The organism is uncultured Ruthenibacterium sp. (assembly GCF_963558415.1).
Taxonomy (GTDB): Bacteria; Bacillota; Clostridia; order Oscillospirales; family Ruminococcaceae; genus Ruthenibacterium.
The window spans coordinates 26647-45080 of the sequence record NZ_CAUWGY010000007.1 but is presented as its reverse complement, the minus strand read 5'-3'; the positions used below and the strand labels follow the sequence as shown (position 1 = coordinate 45080).

The window sequence follows — 18434 nt, the reverse complement described above, 5'->3', positions numbered from 1 at the left end:
TCACAAAACTCCACTAATCCAACGGTTTCATGGTGGGGAACAGCAAAACATCACGGATAGACGCGGAATCCGTTAAAAGCATAACCAAACGGTCCACACCAAATCCCAAACCACCTGTGGGAGGCAATCCATACTCCAAAGCTGTTACATAATCGTAGTCCACCTGTGCTTTGCTGGTCGGCTCCAACTGTTTGCGCTCTGCCACCTGGCGTTCAAACCGCTCCTTCTGATCGATCGGATCATTCAATTCGCTGAACGCATTGCCAAATTCCGTTGCATTGATAAAATATTCAAACCGTTCTGTAATCATCGGGTCATTTGGCTTGCGTTTAGCAAGCGGGCTAACTTCCACAGGATAATCGTAGATGAACGTCGGCTGAATGAGATTGTCCTCTACGAAAGCATCAAAGAATTCGGCCAAAATTGCTCCTTTGGTCGGAATTTCTGGAAGCTCCACATGATGCTCCTTGGCCAACGCAATGGCTTCTTCATCCGACTGGATGGCATTAAAATCAACACCAGAATACTTCTTAACCGATTCTACCATCGTCATGCGTTCCCAATGAGAAAGGTCAATCTCTTTGCCCTGATAGGAAATTTGCAGACTACCGCAGACTTTCATTGCCACGGTTTTCATCATATCCTCAACCAGGTCCATCATGCCATAATAGTCTGTATATGCCTGATAGAGTTCGATGGTCGTAAACTCCGGATTATGCTTCGGATCCATTCCTTCATTGCGGAAAATTCTTCCTACCTCATAAACCCGTTCCATTCCGCCAACGATCAACCGTTTCAGATAAAGCTCCGTCTCAATGCGCAGAACCATGTCCATATCCAGCGTATTATGATGCGTCAAAAAAGGCCGCGCTGCCGCGCCAATTTCGAACGGTGTCAAAATCGGCGTTTCAACCTCTAAAAAGCCTTTGCCATCCAAATAGCTGCGCAACTCTCGCAAAATCGCACTGCGTTTCACAAAAGTCTCTTTGACATCCGGATTTACGATCAAATCCACGTACCGTTGACGATATCGAGTCTCGGTGTCCTTTAATCCATGGAATTTCTCCGGCAAAGGCAAAAGGCTTTTGCTGAGCAAAACAATTTCTTTTACATGGACGCTGATCTCACCCATTTTGGTGCGGAACACAAAACCTTTTACACCAACGATGTCACCGATATCAAATTTCTTGAATGCCTGATATTCCTCAGTGCCTACATCATCCCGGCGAACATACATTTGAATATGTCCCGTGCGATCTTGCAAATCAGCAAAACTTGCCTTACCCATAATGCGTTTGGACATCATACGACCCGCCATACAAACATCCGGGCCGTGCTCTCCTTCGGGTACATCCTCAAAATTGGCTTTCACAACAGCCGCAAAATCGCTTTGAGGATACTTTGTTTGTTCAAAAGGATCTTTGCCGGTTTCCTGCAGTTCTTTCAACTTCTGCCGACGCACCGCCACCAGTTCATTGTATTCCTGTGCGCTCATTTCCTGTTCCTCAGGCTGAGTCGCTGCATTTCGTTCTTCAATCGCCATGTTATCCTCCCGATTGTACCAAAATCATTCTGATGTAGTTGTAGTATAACACAAAAACAGGTGCCGTGGGCACCTGTTTTTGAAAAAAGTCTTTTTATTTGACAACTTTCTTCTCAAATCGAAGAACGGCTGATCTCTAAAAGTTCATAACAGACTACTGCACCATTTGGCAGTGTAATTTCTACTTTATCACCTGCTGCATGCCCAATGAGTGCCGCACCTACCGGAGATTCGTCCGAAATTTTTCCTTCCAGGGGATCCGCCTCCGTGGAGCCGGTAATATCATATTCTTCTATTTCTCCGTCCTCATCCCGCAATTTTACGTGGCTGCCTACGCTGACTGCGTCGTTGGTCAAATCGTCTTCATCGATCACACGAGCATGTTTCAACATTTTCTCCAACAGGGCAATGCGTCCTTCAACCATTCCCTGCTCATTTTTAGCCTCATCGTATTCGCTATTCTCGGACAGATCGCCATAGCCGCGCGCAACTTTAATTTTTTCAGCTACTTCCTTACGTTTCACCGTTTTGAGCATTTCCAGCTCTTCTTCGATGGCACGCAGGCCCGCGTATGTCATTACGATCTCTTTCTCCATGGTGTTCGGTCTCCTTCACTCTGACTATATGACATACCATTTTAAAATGGTAAACATACAATACGAGATATTATATACATTTTATAATGCCATGTCAAGCATCTTAACATTTTTTGTGCATTTTGTAACCAAAACCCAAAAAATACGCTAGATTGACAAAAAGTTGGCATTTGTTAAAAAATGTTTCCTTCTTTTTGTAGGAACACGATGCATTTTATGCATCTTTCCGTCTCTATATGCATTCAAAACTGAAATAGCGCCAATGCAAAGCATTGGCGCTATTGGAAGTGCAATTACTCCTCATCGGACTTAATGTCCATAAATTTCTTTGCGTCTTCGATGACCTTTCCTTCGAGCATAGAGGGCAGCGGCTCATACCGCACAAAGTCAAAGGTAAAGCTACCTCTTCCCTGTGTTGCCTGACGCAAATAATTGGTAAAATCATGCATTTCGCTGACAGGAACTTCCGCTTCCACTATCTGCATATTATCTTCGTCGGGATTCATTCCCAACACACGGCCACGCCGCTTTGTTACCTCACCCATGATATCGCCGGTCACATCACCAGGCACACAGGCTTTCAGAGAACCGATGGGCTCCAGAAGAATTGGGCCAGCCTCTGGAAGAGCTGCTTTATAGGCCAATTTGGCTGCCATTTTGAAGGCCATTTCTGAAGAGTCTACCGGATGATAACTACCATCCAAAAGCGTAGCCTTCAATCCAACGACCGGATATCCAGCCAGAACGCCATGGCGAACTGCTTCCTGCAAACCTTTTTCGACCGCAGGGAAGAAATTCTTCGGAACGCTGCCACCAAACACCTTTTCTTCAAAGATGAAGTCTCCTTCTGTGGTGGGTTCAAATTCAATCCACACATCACCGAACTGGCCATGGCCGCCAGTCTGTTTTTTATGACGTCCCTGTGCCTTGCATTTTTTACGAATTGACTCACGGTAAGCAATACGCGGCTCTGCCAAACCGACTTCTACACCAAATTTACTTTTCAGCTTGGCACAAACTACATCCAAATGCTGCTCGCCCAAACCGGAAAGGATCTGCTGCACAGTCTCTGTGTTAATAGAATATCCAATGCTTGGATCTTCTTCCATCAGGCGCTGAAGAGCACCGCTGATCTTGCTCTCGTCACCTTTCTGTTTTACTTTAATGGCCATGGAGAGCGTGGGTTTGGAAAAGACCGGTGCCGGGAACGCCACCACACGGCTTGGCGCGCACAAAGTATCTCCTGTTTTGGTATTGGCCATTTTAGTGATAGCACCAATATCTCCTGCTCCGATGGAGGAAATATCCGTCTGCTTTTTGCCTTTCAGCGCTACCAGTTTGCCCAAGCGCTCAGGCTCGCCAGTACGGCTATTCACAACCGGACTATCCGCCTTTAATTCACCCGCAACCACTTTCACATAGCTGAGCTTGCCCACGAAGGGATCGGCCACGGTTTTAAACACATACGCACATACAGGGGCATCCGGGGTGCATTCCACTTCTACAGGATTTCCATCCCGATCCGTTGCCTCAGCTCCGGCACCACGAGCCGCACTTGGCAGCAATTTTTTTATACCCCACAGAACCTGATCTACGCCGGCCAACAACGTGGTCGCTCCGCAGAATACCGGAGTAATGGCACCGGTCTTGACGCCGTTTTTAACACCTTCGGTCAGCTCTTCCTGAGTAAAAGGCTCACCCTCAAAGAACTTCTCCATCAGTGCATCGTCCGTCTCTGCCACAGCCTCCCTCATAGCCTCTAACAGGCCTTCGGTACGATGACCATAACTGGGGACTGGCACCTCACGCGCCGCTCCATCTGCCGCATAACTGTATGCTTTCATGGTAATCAGGTTCAAGAACACTCGGCCTCCCGCCTGCTCAATGGGAACTACCACCGGGCAGATGGACGGGCCAAACGAACTTTTTAAATCTTCAAATACTTTATAAAAATCTGCATGCTCTGCATCGACTTTGCCAATGTAAACCATGCGGCTTTTTCCATTTTTAATTGCCAGCTTATACGCTTTCTGGACGCCAACTGTCAAACCGCTCCGAGCGGAAACCGCAATCAAAACGCTCTCCGCCGCACCAATGGCTTCCTGCTGACCGACTTCAAAATCAAACAAACCCGGAGTGTCAATCAAGTTGATTTTTACCCCGTCGTACTCTACCGGCGCCAACGCCAAAGAAAGAGATGCATGGCGCTTTATCTCTTCCGGGTCAAAATCGCATACGGTATTGCCATCCTCTACACGGCCAAAGCGATCTGTTCCTTTTGTTAGGTACAGCATTGCTTCTGCAAGCGTGGTTTTTCCCGATCCACTGTGACCGGCGAGCATGACATTACGGATGTGGTCATTTGCATAATTCATAAACTACTTACCCTCTTTCGTTCGTTGCAAGGCCAGCGCCATCAGCAACTTATACAAAAATATTATCACACACAACGTAATTTTTAAAGTTTTTACTGTAAAAAATTGCAAAAGGGATGTACAATCTTTGCGGGTATCATTGTGCAATTTGTCAAAATTCCTTTTATTTTACATTCTTTTTCTGTTTCACGAATGTTTTATTCAAAAAAAGAAGTGTCTTTTTCATTTGCATAATCTGCTCTTAATATTTGTACTATTTGCTTTACAAAATCATTTGAATATGCTTAAATGAAATTGGATTATAAATGTGGAGAGTGAACGGAAATGAAATACGAAGCACTGCCTCTAAAACCTGCTTTTCAAATCTCCTCCATTGTCTCAGTCCATTATTTTGAATATTCCAGCAATTATTATTTTGAGGGCGAACAGCATGATTTTTGGGAATTTTTGTATGTGGACAAAGGGGAACTGGACGTCATTGCCGATAAAGAAACTCACCACTTGTGCAAGGGACAGATGATTTTTCACCGGCCAGGTGAATTTCATGCGCTTAAAGCCCAGGGCGTTTCCCCGAATCTTGTGGTTATCAGCTTTGTATGCAACGATGCATCAATGGACTTTTTCAGCCGGCGCCAGTTTAGTGTTGGTGACACGGTGCGAATGCATCTTGCTGCCATTCTCGAAGAAGCACAACTTGCTTTTTCCACCCCGTTCGATGATCCTCTGACTACAAGGTTGATTCGGCTGCCAGATGCGCCTTTTGGCGTTGACGGAATGATTGCTACTCATTTGGAACAACTTCTCATTTCTCTTGTCCGGCAAGAACAGGCACGAAATTGTGAAGGGAAGCCTTCCAGCTTGATTCGCACCCGTAATCAACAGGACTTCGTAGATCATGTTACAGCGTATCTCCACGCAAATATTTCTCAACGGTTAACTCTGGCGGATGTCTGTCGTGAAAATCTTGTAGGACGCAGCTACTTACAAAAAATTTTCCGCGAAAAGACCGGGGGCGGCGTGATGGAATACTTTGGCGAGTTAAAAATACGTGCTGCACAAGAATATATTCGTGACGGACGCTACAACTTTACCGAGATCGCTTCTATGCTCGGATATAATTCAATTCATTACTTTTCACGTCACTTCAAAAAGGTAACCGGTATGACTCCCAGCGAGTACGCGTCCAGTGTTAAGGTGCTTGCTGGCAAAAATCGAATTGAATAGGTCAATTCTGCAAAATTTGTATGCAAAAATCCATTTAACAAATGCTTTCCAAAACGTACAATGAAATTAAAGAAGGCCAAGCATTTGCGAACTTGAAAAAGGAGTGTTTTTGATGGCGATTCTGGTAAATGGTGGCGCCGGTTATATTGGCAGCCATACTTGTATTGAACTGATGAAAGCTGGCTACGATATTATTGTGGCCGACAACTTGTACAACTCTTGTGAAGAAGCACTGCATCGTGTAGAACAGATCAGCGGAAAAAAAGTTCCTTTTGTAAATGTAAATCTGTGTGATGCGGCCGCTGTAGATGAGCTGTTTGCCAAACATCCGGAAATTGAGGCTGTCATTCACTTCGCCGCCTACAAAGCAGTGGGTGAGAGCGTTCAGAAACCATTGGAATATTACACCAACAACTTAGGTTGCACATTAACTGTGTTGAACGCCATGCGTAAATATGGCGTCAAAAACTTTGTATTTTCTTCTTCTGCAACCGTATATGGCGATCCCGCCAGTGTTCCCATTACCGAGGACTTTCCTACCGGCGCAACTACCAACCCTTATGGCACAACCAAAGTGATGATGGAGCAAATCTTGAAAGACGTCTGCAAAGCGGATCCTACCATGAATGTAGCTTTGCTGCGTTATTTTAATCCCATCGGCGCTCATGAGAGCGGCCTGATTGGCGAAGATCCTAACGGCATTCCTAACAACTTGGTTCCCTACATTGCCAAAGTGGCAGTAGGAAAACTTGAAAAAGTACATGTATTTGGAAACGATTATCCCACTCCGGACGGAACGGGTGTGCGCGACTATATTCACGTGGTCGATTTGGCGACTGGACATGTGGCGGCTTTGAAAAAATTGGCTACCGGTTGTGGCCTGTTTATCTGTAACCTGGGAACAGGGCATGGATACAGCGTGTTGGACGTGATCCACGCTTATTCCAAGGCTTGTGGAAAAGATCTTCCCTATGTCATCGATCCGCGCCGCCCTGGCGATATCGCCGAATGCTATGCTGATCCCCGCAAAGCAAAAGAGGAATTGGGCTGGGAGGCTCAGTATGGAATTGAAGAAATGTGCGCTTCCAGTTGGAAATGGCAGAGCATGAATCCGGACGGATACAAAGGTTGACCAAAAGCGGGCGGTATTTGCCGCCCGCTTTTTTCACAACTTGCAAAATCTGAAGTGTAACATTATACTGTTGTATGTCATAAAAGGTACTACACTGTTTGTACAGATCGGGAGGGATCCAAATGGAGAAAGTGAAGAGCATTAAAGAAATTGCCCGACTTGCCGGGGTCTCGACCGCAACGGTTTCTCGTGTGATCAACCAAAACGGACGGTTTTCCAAAGAAACCGAAGAGAGAGTACGGCGCATTATTCGACAAACGGATTATGTTCCCAATATGAGTGCGAAAGGGTTGCGCACAAATCGCACCCGTGTGGTGGGGTTGGTCGTGCCTGACATTACGAACCCACACTTTTCAAGTTTGGTCCTGAAACTGGAAATGAATTTTTTTGAGCGGGGTTATTCCTGCCTGATTTGTAACACCAACGAATCTGAAAAGTTGGAACGAAAACACATTCATACTCTTTCCGCCCAAAATGTAAGTGGAATTGTTTTGATTTCCGGAACAAGAAACTACACCGAACTGGGCGATTTGCCTGTGATCTACGTAGACCGTCCCTCTCGCAGCCAAAACAATAATGGCGTGATGATCGAATCCGACAACGAAGAAGGCGGTTACTTGGCGACTAAAGAACTGCTGGATGCCGGTTGTCGCCACCCTTTGATTTTGAAATGTCTGAGCAGTGACACTAACCAAATTTCCCGTTATAGTGGTTTTCAGCGTGCATTGGCAGAACGCAACATCGTGGAAGATGCCAATCTGTATGTGGATCTGCCGGAAGTTTCCAGCGAAAAGGCACGAGACGCCGTGACATGGCTACTAAAACAGAATTTCCATTTTGACGGAATCATGTGTACGACAGACACCATCGCCGCGGGAGCGCTGATTGCTTTGCGCGAACATGGACTTTCTGTTCCGGAAGACGTGCTGGTGACGGGTTTTGATGATAGCCAGTTGGCAGTTTGCTGCGGACCTGGAATCACCAGCGTTCACCAGGATGTTTCTAAAATGGCTCAGCTCGCCACCGAATTGCTGTTGGAAATGATTTGTGGAAGGACCCCACAGCAGACTTATTATCAGCTTCCTGTCCACTTGAGCATACGTGCTTCTACAAAAAGATGATCAAAAAACTCTGCCGCCAGAAGGTTTTGAACCCTTCTGGCGGCTTTTTGTTATAGTTTTGTTATTTTCACAGGTAAATTGCACAATTTGAGCAAACGTTTACCCATCAAATTGATGAAATTCTTTTCTATCTGTTGACTTTTATTTGGCGAAATAATATTATTAGGTCGATGCGAAAACGATTACGCGTTTTTCGTCAAAATTCGTTTTCCGGCCTGTACAATCAGGCACAAATTTTTAGGAGGACAAAGACATGAAAAAAGCAAAAGTTCTTGTAGCAGCTATGATGGCTGTGGTCATGGGTCTGAGCATGGTCGCTTGTGGCGGCAGCTCTTCCAGCACCAGCACTGCAGCAGGCAGCAGCACTTCCGCTTCCCAGCCGGCTGACAGCGTGGGAACAGAGAGCGGCGATGCTGAATACGCCGTAATCCTGAAGGTTCTTTCCAGCCAGTTCTGGCAGAGCATGCGCGATGGCATTCAGGCCAAAGCGGATGAGCTCGGCATCAAAGTGGACATTTATGCAGCCAATACAGAAGACGACGTAGAGGGTCAGGTCACTCTGCTGGAGAACGCAATCTCCAAGGGCTACAAAGCCATCGGTGTGGCGCCCATTTCCAACGTAAACCTGAACAACGCAATCGCAGATGCGACTGAAAAAGGCATCAAGATCGTTAACATCGACGAGCAGATCGATATGGAAGCTCTTGCTGAGCTGGGCGGCGCTTGCTGCGCATATGTTGCCACCGACAACGTAGGTGTTGGCCGTATGGGTGCTGAGTATCTGATCGAGCAAATCGGCGGCGAAGGCGAAGTTGCTATCGTCGAGGGCAAAGCTGGTGCTGTTTCCGGTGAGAACCGCCGTGACGGTGCAAAAGCTGCGTTTGAAGAAGCTGGTTTGACCATCGTTGAGAGCCAGCCTGCTGACTGGGATCGTACCAAAGCGTATGACTTGGCAACCAACTACATCACTGCACACCCCGATCTGAAAGCGATCTATTGCTGCAACGACACCATGGCTATGGGCGTTCAGGAAGCTGTTGAAGCTTCTGGCAAGGACATCAAAGTTTGCGGTACCGACGGCAATGATGATGCGATTCAGTCCGTTGCTGACGGCAAACTGTGCGCAACTGTTGCTCAGGACCCCGCTGCTGTTGGCGCAAAAGGCCTGGAGCTGATGGTTGACGCCGTTGAGAACGACGCTGCTATGGAGCCGGGTGCTGAGGTTCCCTCCACTGGCATCGAAGCCATTCTGATCACCGCTGACAACGCGTCTGATTATCTGGCATAAAATTCGAACTTTTATCTCCGACCATGCAGGCTGCGCCTGCATGGTCGGAACCTTAATGGGAAGATGCTGTGAGCGATGCACACTGCGGCATATCCGGAATGTTCATCTTGCTGACAGCGTCTGATAAGGCACAGGTCAACAAATATTTGAAGGAGGAGGACGCGATGGAGCCCATTGTCCAAATGAACGGAATCACCAAGCGCTTTCCGGGCGTGGTTGCTCTGGATCACATCAATTTTGATGTGCGCCCCGGAGAGGTCCACGTACTGCTTGGCGAAAATGGTGCCGGAAAATCCACTTTGATGAAGGTACTGAGCGGTGCCTACACCCCGGATGAAGGAACCATTGTTCTGAACGGAAAAGAATACAAACGCCTTACACCGCATTTGTCCGCGGAAGGCGGTATCAGCATCATTTATCAGGAATTGAGCGTTGTAAACTGGCTGGACATTCGCGAAAACATTTTTATGGGGCGCTTACCCTGTAAGAAAATCGGCCCCGCACATATGGTGGATTATGCGGCCATGAACAAACGGACGGAAGAGCTTCTTGCAAAAGTGAATCTGTCACACCGCAAACCGACCACCAGCGTAGGCGATCTGAGCATCAGTGAAAAGCAAATGGTAGAGATCGCTAAAGCGGTTGCTTTCAACGCAAAAGTGATTGTTATGGACGAACCGACGTCTTCCCTGACCGAGGAAGAGGTGCAAAAACTTTTCACCATCATTCGTCAACTGAAAGAAGAAGGAAAAGGCGTCGTTTTTATCTCGCACAAACTTTCGGAGATTGCTGAAATTGGCGATCGCATCACGATCATGAAGGACGGCGGTTATGTCGGTACCTATCAAGTAGCGGATCTTACAACCGATGACATGATTCGTCTGATGGTTGGCCGTGAAATCAAAGGTACATACCAGCATGCTCCGGAAGAAAATTACCAGTTCGGAGAAGTCCTGTTTGAGTGTAAGCATCTCACCCGAAAGGACGGACGCGCTAAGGATGTTTCTTTCACACTTCGCAAAGGTGAGATTCTTGGCTTCTCCGGACTGGTCGGTGCGGGACGCAGTGAAACCATGTGCGCCATTTATGGTGCAGCTCCCATGGCATCAGGCGAGATCTGGTTAAATGGAAAACAGCTTCATATCAAAAATCCGTACAATGCACTTCGTCAGGGGATTGGTTTGGTTACGGAAAACCGGCGTGAGACTGGTTTCTTCCAAAACTTTAGCAATAAACGCAACATCTCCATCGCTTACCAGTTGAAGAATTCTTCGTTGGATGGCATGGGAGGAATCACAAACGATTCTCTTGAGAAGAAAATCGCAGAAAAGCAGCGTATGGAAATCCAGATCAAATGCGCTTCTCTCGATCAATTGACCGCAGAGCTTTCCGGCGGAAACCAGCAAAAAGTCATTCTGGGAAAATGGATGGCCGCCGATGTAAAACTTTTGATTTTTGACGAACCAACAAAGGGCATTGACGTTGGCACCAAGAGTGAAATTTACAAATTGATGCGCGGTCTTGCTGATCGCGGAATCGGCGTCATTGTCGTATCCAGCGAAATGCCGGAGCTCCTTGGTTTGTGCGACCGCATCGCCGTTATGGCGGATGGACGCATTACCGCTATGTACGACATTGCAGATGCAACAGAAGAGAAGCTTGCCAAAGCCGCCACCGGCGAAGCTACCGTCGGTGAAACCGCGTGACCATACGGGAGGAATGGAAATTGAAAACGCTAGAGAAAAAGAAATTTACTTTTACTGATTACTGGGACCGTTACAGTACGATCACCATTCTGGCGATTATGATCGTTGTGTTTGGTATTTTGCGTCCGGATAGCTTCCTTACAGGTTCCAACCTGATCAAAATCGTCGAGCAGAGCTCCATTACGATTCTGCTTGGTTTGGGTGAATTCTTCGCCATCTTGCTGGGCGGTATCGATTTGAGCGTAAGCTCCACCATGGCTCTTTCCGGCGCTCTGACCGCACAATTGATGGCCAACGCCGGCATGAATCCTCTGCTGGCTGTTCTCATCGGTGTCATCATCTTTGGTGCACTGATTGGTCTTTTGAACGGTTTTCTGGTCACCGCTACTGGCCTTCCGCCTTTCATCATCACATTGGGCACACAGGCCATCCTTCGAAGCCTTGTTTACATCATTACAGATGCCCGTGCAGTCTCCGGACTTCCCGCTTCTTTCTCAAAAGTCGTAGGTGGCAAACTGTTTGATGTCATCCCTGTTCCCATCGTGGTGGCACTGGTCACCGCTGCTATTCTGACCGTATTCACTGCTAAACTTCAGTGTGGCCGCAACCTGTATGCTTTGGGCGGAAATGCACAGTCCGCTTGGTACGCAGGTATCACTGTTAAAAAACACACCATTTTGGCCTTCTGCATTTCCGGTGTATGTGCCGCTCTGGCTGGTATGGTCAACATCGCTCGTTTGGCGGCTGCTGAGCCTAACGCAGGTACTGGTTATGAAACTTACGCCATTGAGGCCGTTATCATCGGCGGTGCATCGTTCTTCGGCGGCGTTGGTAAAATCCCCAAAGTTGTTATCGGCGGCTTAATCATTGGCGTTATCAACAACGGTTTGAACATGGTTGGTGTTTCCAGCTACTATCAACAGCTCGCTATGGGTTGCCTGCTGATTCTGGCCGTTACACTTGACCGCTTCTTCGGCGCCAGCCGCAAAAACTGATTGGCTCTGTTTTTTGGCACTGGCCAATCCGATAGGAGGAATTGTATATGAAACCCGAATTTTCTGTCAGCTTGATGTGCATGGATTTTTTGGACATCAAACATCAAATTGAGGTTTTGGACCAAAATGTGGATGGTTATCACATTGACATTATGGACGGCCATTACTGCAAAAATATTACCCTTAGCCCGGACTTCATGAAGGCTTGTGCCCGTGTTGCTAAAAAGCCTATGGATGTTCATCTGATGACCACCAATCCCAATGACTGGATCGACGCTTGCGCCGCGGCTGGCGCAGCGATGATCAGCCCCCATGCGGAAACGATCAACACGGATTGCTTCCGTACTTTGAATCGTATTCGCGATGCTGGATGCCAGGTGGGTGTCACCTTGAATCCTGCTACTCCCCTCTCCTATTGCAAACATTATCTGAATCGCATTGATGTACTTACTTTGATGACGGTGGATGTAGGCTTTGCCGGTCAACCATTTATTACAGAAGTTCTGGATAAAATCGCAGAGGCAAAACGGCTTCGTGAGGAAAACGGCTGGCACTACAAAATCATGATTGACGGTTCGTGCAACAAAAAGACGTTCAAACGTCTGCACGATGCCGGAGCCGATGTGTTTATTCTCGGCTCTTCCGGTCTGTTCTCTCTGGATGCGGATCTTCAAACCGCATGTGATAAAATGAAAGCGCAGTTTGAGGAAGAAACCGGCGTAAAAGCGTAAAAAGGGGGAGGACACCATGAGTGCATCTGAGCGTCTTGTGCTCGGCATCGACATTGGCGGCACGAACATGCGCTTCGCGCTGGTGGACGGGAAACAAAACATGACCGCGTTTGAACGACTGAGTACACAAAGTGTATTTGTCGGAGTGGAGCATCCTACGCAGAAACTGGCAGAATGCATCCGCGATTATTGTGCGCGTCATCTGGATGGCAAAATGCCATTGGCTGTTTCCATCGGATTCCCTTCCACCATCAACCGTGACCGCACAATTGTGGTGCAGACGCCAAACATCGCGTGCATTCCGGATAACTACGCAGTGGTGGAAGAACTGGGAAATGCTCTTGGCATTCCGGTTTATATCAACCGGGACGTCAACGACCTTCTCCTGTTTGACCTTGTGGATCTCGGTTTAACCGATTGTGACTGCGTAGCAGGTATCTATTTTGGAACCGGCATTGGCAATGCCGTGCTCGTCAACGGAAAGATCATGTTGGGCCGCAATGGCGTAGCTGCTGAGCTGGGTCATTTGCCCGTATATGGAAACAAAAAAATCTGTAAATGCGGAAACATGAGTTGTCTTGAAACCGTAGTTTCCGGTGTAGCGTTGGAACAAATTCAAGCGGATCATTTCCCGGAGACTTCTATTAAGAAAATTTTTGCCGATCACTTGGATTCCAACATTATCAAAGAGTTCGTGGAAGGCATGGGGCAAGCGGTGGCTACCGAGGTCAATTTGTTTGATCCGGACTGTGTAGTGCTCGGCGGCGGACTTCTTCAAATGGAAGGATTCCCGCGCGAATTACTCGAGACTGCCATTCATCGTTATGCACGTAAACCCTATCCGGAAGCCAATCTGGATATTCGTTATTCGCGTCCAAATCAAGCCAATGGCACAGTGGGTGCTGCCATCTATGCTTATAAGCGGATGGCGGATCCAAAATATCTATAAAAAAGGACCTGGCCCTTTTCCAACAAAAGGGCCAGGCTTTTTGACCAATTCACAGGAGGCATAAAATCATGAAACTTGCAATCGGAAATGACCACGTAGCAGTGGAAATGAAAAAAGAAATCAAAGCTTATCTTGAAGAAAAGGGAATCGAAGTGATTGATGTAGGCACCAACAGCACTGAACGTTTCAACTATCCGGTCAGCGGCTACAAGGTTGCCAAACTGGTTGCCGCCGGTGAAGTGGATGGCGGCGTTCTGATTTGTGGAACAGGTGTTGGAATTTCTCTGGCTGCTAACAAGGTAAAAGGTATTCGTGCCTGCGTGTGCAGTGAACCTTATTCCGCTAAGCTGTCTAAACAGCACAATAATAGCAATATTATTGCCTTTGGTGCTCGTGTCATCGGTGTGGAAACTGCAAAGATGATTGTAGACGAATGGCTGAATGCAAAATACGAAGGCGGTCGCCATCAGGTCCGTATCGATATGATTGCAGAAATTGAAAATACTGGTCATCTGGAAGCGGCTGAACAATAAAAAGAGAAGGCCCGCGGAAACACATTCCGCGGGCCTTTTTTATTTTAAAGAATTCTATAACCCATACCGGCCAAAAGCTCCAATGCACGTTGGTGATTCTCATCGGTTACCGCCGCACATAAAGAACCGAAAATGCCAATCGATGCATCCAGAAAGTGGCTATGAAGTAAAATCGCATTGGATATAACACAAATATCGGTGACGACGCCGCAAACTGCAATCTCGTCGGGCGCTCCTCCACAAAGTGTCAGTACCTGTCCGGGCAATGCAGCGCATCCAAAAGTCGGCTTATCCACTACCATCACATTCTTGTGTACGCCGCTCTCGTAACCGTGCAGAGCACCGTACAAATGCCAACCATCCGAGCCACGAATGCAATGGGGTACCGGCAGAAATTGCCCTTCTCTTGTCTTGAGATACTCTTCTGGATGAGTATCTCGCGTAAACAGAACATAGCCGCCATTGCTCTCATATTCTTTTACTTTCTGCACAATACCATTTTCAAGCGCCTTTGCCGCCGGATTTCCAAGGGCTCCTGTCACAAAATCATTTTGATAATCCACAACCACAAGCAGTCTTTTCATCCGGATCATTCCCCTTCCAGGTAATTGACAAAATCTACCTCTCTGCCGTTTTCCACATAGACCCTGGGCACTCTGCGCCCGATGTCGCAAAGAATTTCGTAGTTTACAGTATCCGCGGCGGCTGCAATATCATCTACACTGTGTGCAACTCCGTCCCCAAAAATCACTGCTTCATCCCCTGCTTTCACATCGGGAATCTCGGTCACATCCACCATCATTTGGTCCATGCACACACGGCCCAAAACACGGGCTGGTTTTCCATGCAAAGACACAATTCCCCGATTTGACATCACCCGGGGATATCCGTCTGCGTATCCCACCGGCAAAGTAGCTACACGCATGGGTTTTTCCGCGGTGAAGGTACATCCGTAACTTACTTTATCACCCTGGGACAAATTCTTAACCATTGACACAACTGCTTTCAACTTCATAGCAGGCACCAGTCCCGGCAACCGTACCTCCGACGAAGGATCGCAACCGTATAAAATAATCCCCGGACGAACCATGTCCAGATGATACTCCGGCCAAGCAAAAGTACCCGCTGAATTACAGCAATGAGCAACTGCAATGCGATGACCCCGCTCTTTCAAAGCCTGAATTACCTGCTGGAACACATTGTATTGTGCCTTGGTATAGGCTATATCCTCGGGCAACGTGCTGTCTGCTACTGCAAAGTGTGTAAAAATCCCACTCACAGCGAGGCCCGGCATCCCACACACCTCATTCATTTCTGAAATGGCTGCATCCAAATCATCGCGGGCCGTAAAACCGATGCGCCCCATACCAGTATCCACTTTCAGATGCACATTAACCGTCACACCTGCTTTCTGTGCGGCACGCGAAAGTTCTTGCGCATATTCCAGAGAAAAAACCGTCTGCATAATGTCATTGACGGCCAATGCCGCCGCATTGTGCGCTCCGGTGTATCCCAAAATCAGAATCGGCTTTGCCATGCCAGTCCTACGAAGACGCACAGCCTCTTCAAATCCGGATACTGCAAATCGGTCCGCGCCTTCTTCGTCTAAAAGCGTGGCCACCGCTACATCCCCATGTCCATAAGCATCCGCTTTTACCACGGCCATGACTGCCGCGTCGCCGGCCTTTTCCTTCACCAGATGATAATTTTTGCGCAGTGCGCCAAGATCCACCTCAGCCCAGCAGCGTCTATCAAAATCCATATCAAAACCACCTTATCGGAATTTGAAACTTTCTTTATCGTTTCAAAATACATACCTTATATATAGTAGCACAGCCGTGCGGGCAAGGCAAACAAAACCCTGTCGTTTTTTTAAAATCGCATGTGAGTATTCACGAGAAAACAAGAGAATTCGAGAGATTTAAAGAGATTAAAAATGATAAATTAAAAAAATGAGAAAAAGGTATTGACGCGAACGATTCTTTTCGCTATAATCATATCTGCACGATTTCAAAAACAGGTTTTTTATATCTGTTTCGAGACAAATTTAGGAGGATCTACACATGAGCACGACTCTTGCAAAAGCCGGCAAAGTTGACCGCAAGTGGTATGTGATCGACGCCGCTGGAAAACCCCTCGGCCGTACCGCTGCTACTGCTGCTGTTCTTCTGCGCGGCAAGAATAAGGTCACCTTCACCCCGAATGTGGACTGTGGCGACCATGTTGTCATCATCAACTGCGATCAGGCAGTTTTGACTGGCAGCAAACTGACCAAAAAGTATTACTATCATCACAGTGGTTGGATTGGCGGCATGAAAGCCGTTCAATACCGTACCCTGATGGCCGAGAATCCTGAAAAGGCCATGATGTTGGCTGTAAAAGGCATGCTGCCCGGCAACTCTCTGGGTGCCAGCGCGCTGAAACGCCTGCGCGTGTACAAAGGCAGCGAGCACGGCCACGCTGCTCAGAAGCCCGAAGCTTATACACTGTAACAGGAGGCAAACGAGATGTACGAGACAAAATCTTATTTCTACGGCACTGGTCGCCGTAAAAACTCTGTTGCCCGTGTTCGTGTATACAACGGCACTGGCAAAATCACCATCAATGACCGCGATATCGACGACTATTTTGGTCTGGAGACCTTGAAGCTGATCGTTCGTCAGCCTTTGGCTCTGACCGGTCTTGAGAGCAAATTTGACATCGTTGTCCGCGTTTCCGGCGGCGGTGTTTCTGGACAGGCTGGCGCTATCCGCCATGGTTTGTCCCGTGCTTTGCTGGTATACGATGAGAATCTGCGTCCGGAGCTGAAAAAAGCAGGCTTCCTGACTCGTGATCCGCGTATGAAAGAGCGTAAGAAGTACGGCCTCAAAGCCGCTCGTCGCGCTCCCCAGTTCTCCAAGCGCTAATTGGATTATTGCGCATCCAATTCAAGAGCACCCACTTTGTGGGTGCTCTTTTTTAAAAAATGCCGGAAGGAAATTCCTTCCGGCATTTTTTAAAAAGCCCATTCTCCATTTTCAAAAATACGTACTGTCTCGCCATTCTTGGTGATGCCGGTAATGGTCATATCCGGGGCGCCTACCATTACGTCCTCATGCACTAAGCTCTCGTTGACACCACAGCGCAACAATTCTTCCTGCGTCATATTGTTTCCACCTTGTACGGTGCCTGGGTATCCCTGGCCGAACGCAATATGACAGGCCGCATTCTCGTCAAAGAGAGTGTTGTAGAACAGCAGGCCGCTTTGATTAATTGGGCTAGAAGCGGGTACCAGAGCAATCTCGCCAATGCGGCGTGCACCTGGATCCGTATCCAGTAACTTGGTCAAAAGTTCTTCACCTTTTTCAGCGTGGTGCTCCACGATTAGACCGTTCTCAAAACGGACCCAAAAGTTCTCAATCAAGTTTCCATTATAAACGTAGGGTTTTGTACCATACACCACACCGTTCACTTTCTCGCGATGGGGAGCTGTAAATACTTCTTCCGTTGGAATATTGGCGATGAAAGTATATCCATTGGGAGTCGTACTTTGGGCGCCCTCCCAAACATGCCCTTCCGCCAGTCCTACTGTCAAATCTGTTCCATTGTTACTTTGAAGGCGAATGCTCTCCAATTGCAACGCGTTTAGTCTATCTTTTCTCGCTATGGTTTTCGTCACATGTTCTTTCCAAGCAGCTACTACATCTGCTCCCTTTTTCACACGACACACATCAAAGATCGCCTGCCACAGCTTTTCCTCTGCATCCGGCTGACCAGGAAAAATCTTAGCAGCCCAAGCAGCACTTGGAATTGCTACGATACTCCACTGTACTTCATCCTTCAAAGTCTTTTCACGCCATTGTTTCAAGGCCTCTCTGCGGGCTGCCGAAACACGATTGATTTTTTCCGCATCCAATCCTTTATAAATTTCCGGATCCGAAGCGATTACATTCAGAATGCATGCGCCACCCTCGCTGTCCGCATAATCCAAATAACTACGCAAAATATAGGGTTTCACATCTGTCAAAACATTCAATTCTGTGCGCTCCATGCGAATACGATTCAATTTTTCATCATCGTATTTCACCACTACCTCGCGCACGCCCACATCATATGCCTCTTGAGCACATAAACGCACAAAATCAGCTCCTTCGATGGGGGCGCTGATAATCAACGTCTGTCCGTGCTGAGGATTGACTCCTACACGCACCGCAAAGGCAGCATACTGCCGTAGTAATTCTTGGTCCATCTTATTTCTTCCT

General features: G+C 47.6%; 17 protein-coding genes. 11 read left to right on the top strand and 6 right to left on the bottom strand.

Annotated features, from left to right (window positions below; all coding sequences use genetic code 11):
* Nucleotides 1-13: 13 nt before the first annotated feature.
* The 3 genes from lysS to AB5H98_RS02360 form a co-directional block, all read right to left on the bottom strand.
* Nucleotides 14-1543: a lysine--tRNA ligase gene (lysS, locus tag AB5H98_RS02370; protein ID WP_367924312.1), complete on the bottom strand. Its 1530-nt coding sequence runs from the start codon at nt 1541-1543 to the stop codon at nt 14-16.
* 113 nt (nt 1544-1656) lie between these two features.
* Nucleotides 1657-2139 carry a transcription elongation factor GreA gene (gene greA, locus AB5H98_RS02365; protein ID WP_367924311.1) on the bottom strand — a complete coding sequence of 161 codons (483 nt, stop codon included), beginning with the start codon at nt 2137-2139 and terminating at the stop codon, nt 1657-1659.
* 293 nt (nt 2140-2432) lie between these two features.
* Complete coding sequence (locus AB5H98_RS02360) at nt 2433-4514, bottom strand: elongation factor G (protein WP_367924310.1); 2082 nt, start codon at nt 4512-4514, stop codon at nt 2433-2435.
* Nucleotides 4515-4838: 324 nt separating this feature from the next.
* Here AB5H98_RS02360 and AB5H98_RS02355 point away from each other — a divergent pair, with 324 nt between their 5' ends.
* The 9 genes from AB5H98_RS02355 to rpiB all read left to right on the top strand — a co-directional run bounded on the left by AB5H98_RS02355 (nt 4839) and on the right by rpiB (nt 14193).
* Entirely contained in the window at nt 4839-5738 is a 900-nt protein-coding gene (locus tag AB5H98_RS02355; RefSeq protein ID WP_367924309.1) for an AraC family transcriptional regulator, read from the top strand.
* 112 nt (nt 5739-5850) lie between these two features.
* A complete protein-coding gene (gene galE, locus AB5H98_RS02350; RefSeq protein ID WP_367924308.1) occupies nt 5851-6870 on the top strand; it encodes a UDP-glucose 4-epimerase GalE in 1020 nt (339 codons plus the stop codon).
* A gap of 122 nt (nt 6871-6992) precedes the next feature.
* On the top strand, nt 6993-7991 hold the full coding sequence (locus AB5H98_RS02345) for a LacI family DNA-binding transcriptional regulator (RefSeq protein ID WP_367924307.1): 999 nt from the start codon (nt 6993-6995) through the stop codon (nt 7989-7991).
* Between the two features lie 253 nt (nt 7992-8244).
* Nucleotides 8245-9279, top strand: a complete 1035-nt coding sequence (gene alsB, locus AB5H98_RS02340) for a D-allose transporter substrate-binding protein (protein ID WP_367924306.1) — start codon at nt 8245-8247, stop codon at nt 9277-9279.
* 164 nt (nt 9280-9443) lie between these two features.
* Entirely contained in the window at nt 9444-10985 is a 1542-nt protein-coding gene (locus AB5H98_RS02335; protein WP_367924305.1) for a sugar ABC transporter ATP-binding protein, read from the top strand.
* A gap of 20 nt (nt 10986-11005) precedes the next feature.
* Nucleotides 11006-11980 (top strand): D-allose ABC transporter permease, encoded by a 975-nt coding sequence (gene alsC, locus AB5H98_RS02330; RefSeq protein ID WP_367924304.1) that lies wholly within the window; start codon nt 11006-11008, stop codon nt 11978-11980.
* Nucleotides 11981-12027: 47 nt separating this feature from the next.
* Nucleotides 12028-12711 (top strand): D-allulose 6-phosphate 3-epimerase, encoded by a 684-nt coding sequence (alsE, locus tag AB5H98_RS02325; RefSeq protein ID WP_367924303.1) that lies wholly within the window; start codon nt 12028-12030, stop codon nt 12709-12711.
* Nucleotides 12712-12727: 16 nt separating this feature from the next.
* Nucleotides 12728-13660, top strand: a complete 933-nt coding sequence (alsK, locus tag AB5H98_RS02320) for an allose kinase (RefSeq protein WP_367924302.1) — start codon at nt 12728-12730, stop codon at nt 13658-13660.
* A gap of 68 nt (nt 13661-13728) precedes the next feature.
* Nucleotides 13729-14193 carry a ribose 5-phosphate isomerase B gene (rpiB, locus tag AB5H98_RS02315; protein ID WP_367924301.1) on the top strand — a complete coding sequence of 155 codons (465 nt, stop codon included), beginning with the start codon at nt 13729-13731 and terminating at the stop codon, nt 14191-14193.
* Nucleotides 14194-14237: 44 nt separating this feature from the next.
* On the opposite strand, the gene AB5H98_RS02310 is transcribed toward rpiB, so the two are convergent.
* The gene (locus AB5H98_RS02310; RefSeq protein WP_367924300.1) at nt 14238-14777 is read right to left on the bottom strand and encodes a cysteine hydrolase family protein; all 540 of its coding nucleotides are present in this window, start codon (nt 14775-14777) and stop codon (nt 14238-14240) included.
* A gap of 5 nt (nt 14778-14782) precedes the next feature.
* Entirely contained in the window at nt 14783-15955 is a 1173-nt protein-coding gene (gene alr, locus AB5H98_RS02305) for an alanine racemase (protein WP_367924299.1), read from the bottom strand.
* A gap of 301 nt (nt 15956-16256) precedes the next feature.
* On the opposite strand from alr, the gene rplM reads away from it, so the two are divergent.
* Both rplM and rpsI read left to right on the top strand, forming a co-directional pair.
* Nucleotides 16257-16685 carry a 50S ribosomal protein L13 gene (gene rplM, locus AB5H98_RS02300; protein WP_367924298.1) on the top strand — a complete coding sequence of 143 codons (429 nt, stop codon included), beginning with the start codon at nt 16257-16259 and terminating at the stop codon, nt 16683-16685.
* Nucleotides 16686-16700: 15 nt separating this feature from the next.
* On the top strand, nt 16701-17099 hold the full coding sequence (gene rpsI / locus AB5H98_RS02295) for a 30S ribosomal protein S9 (RefSeq protein ID WP_367924297.1): 399 nt from the start codon (nt 16701-16703) through the stop codon (nt 17097-17099).
* Between the two features lie 89 nt (nt 17100-17188).
* Here the strand turns inward: rpsI and AB5H98_RS02290 are convergent, their stop codons facing one another.
* A complete protein-coding gene (locus AB5H98_RS02290) occupies nt 17189-18421 on the bottom strand; it encodes an aminopeptidase (RefSeq protein WP_367924296.1) in 1233 nt (410 codons plus the stop codon).
* Nucleotides 18422-18434: the final 13 nt, after the last annotated feature.

Excerpts from the sequence above, each read along its gene's own strand:
- AB5H98_RS02335 (WP_367924305.1), top strand. The coding sequence starts at position 9,444 with ATGGAGCCCATTGTCCAAATGAACGGAATCACCAAGCGCTTTCCGGGC.
- galE (WP_367924308.1), top strand. The coding sequence starts at position 5,851 with ATGGCGATTCTGGTAAATGGTGGCGCCGGTTATATTGGCAGCCATACT.
- alsB (WP_367924306.1), top strand. The coding sequence starts at position 8,245 with ATGAAAAAAGCAAAAGTTCTTGTAGCAGCTATGATGGCTGTGGTCATG.
- lysS (WP_367924312.1), bottom strand. The coding sequence starts at position 1,543 with ATGGCGATTGAAGAACGAAATGCAGCGACTCAGCCTGAGGAACAGGAA.
- AB5H98_RS02360 (WP_367924310.1), bottom strand. The coding sequence starts at position 4,514 with ATGAATTATGCAAATGACCACATCCGTAATGTCATGCTCGCCGGTCAC.
- rpiB (WP_367924301.1), top strand. The coding sequence starts at position 13,729 with ATGAAACTTGCAATCGGAAATGACCACGTAGCAGTGGAAATGAAAAAA.
- AB5H98_RS02355 (WP_367924309.1), top strand. The coding sequence starts at position 4,839 with ATGAAATACGAAGCACTGCCTCTAAAACCTGCTTTTCAAATCTCCTCC.
- AB5H98_RS02345 (WP_367924307.1), top strand. The coding sequence starts at position 6,993 with ATGGAGAAAGTGAAGAGCATTAAAGAAATTGCCCGACTTGCCGGGGTC.
- alsK (WP_367924302.1), top strand. The coding sequence starts at position 12,728 with ATGAGTGCATCTGAGCGTCTTGTGCTCGGCATCGACATTGGCGGCACG.
- alsE (WP_367924303.1), top strand. The coding sequence starts at position 12,028 with ATGAAACCCGAATTTTCTGTCAGCTTGATGTGCATGGATTTTTTGGAC.
- alr (WP_367924299.1), bottom strand. The coding sequence starts at position 15,955 with ATGGATTTTGATAGACGCTGCTGGGCTGAGGTGGATCTTGGCGCACTG.
- rplM (WP_367924298.1), top strand. The coding sequence starts at position 16,257 with ATGAGCACGACTCTTGCAAAAGCCGGCAAAGTTGACCGCAAGTGGTAT.
- rpsI (WP_367924297.1), top strand. The coding sequence starts at position 16,701 with ATGTACGAGACAAAATCTTATTTCTACGGCACTGGTCGCCGTAAAAAC.
- AB5H98_RS02310 (WP_367924300.1), bottom strand. The coding sequence starts at position 14,777 with ATGAAAAGACTGCTTGTGGTTGTGGATTATCAAAATGATTTTGTGACA.
- AB5H98_RS02290 (WP_367924296.1), bottom strand. The coding sequence starts at position 18,421 with ATGGACCAAGAATTACTACGGCAGTATGCTGCCTTTGCGGTGCGTGTA.
- greA (WP_367924311.1), bottom strand. The coding sequence starts at position 2,139 with ATGGAGAAAGAGATCGTAATGACATACGCGGGCCTGCGTGCCATCGAA.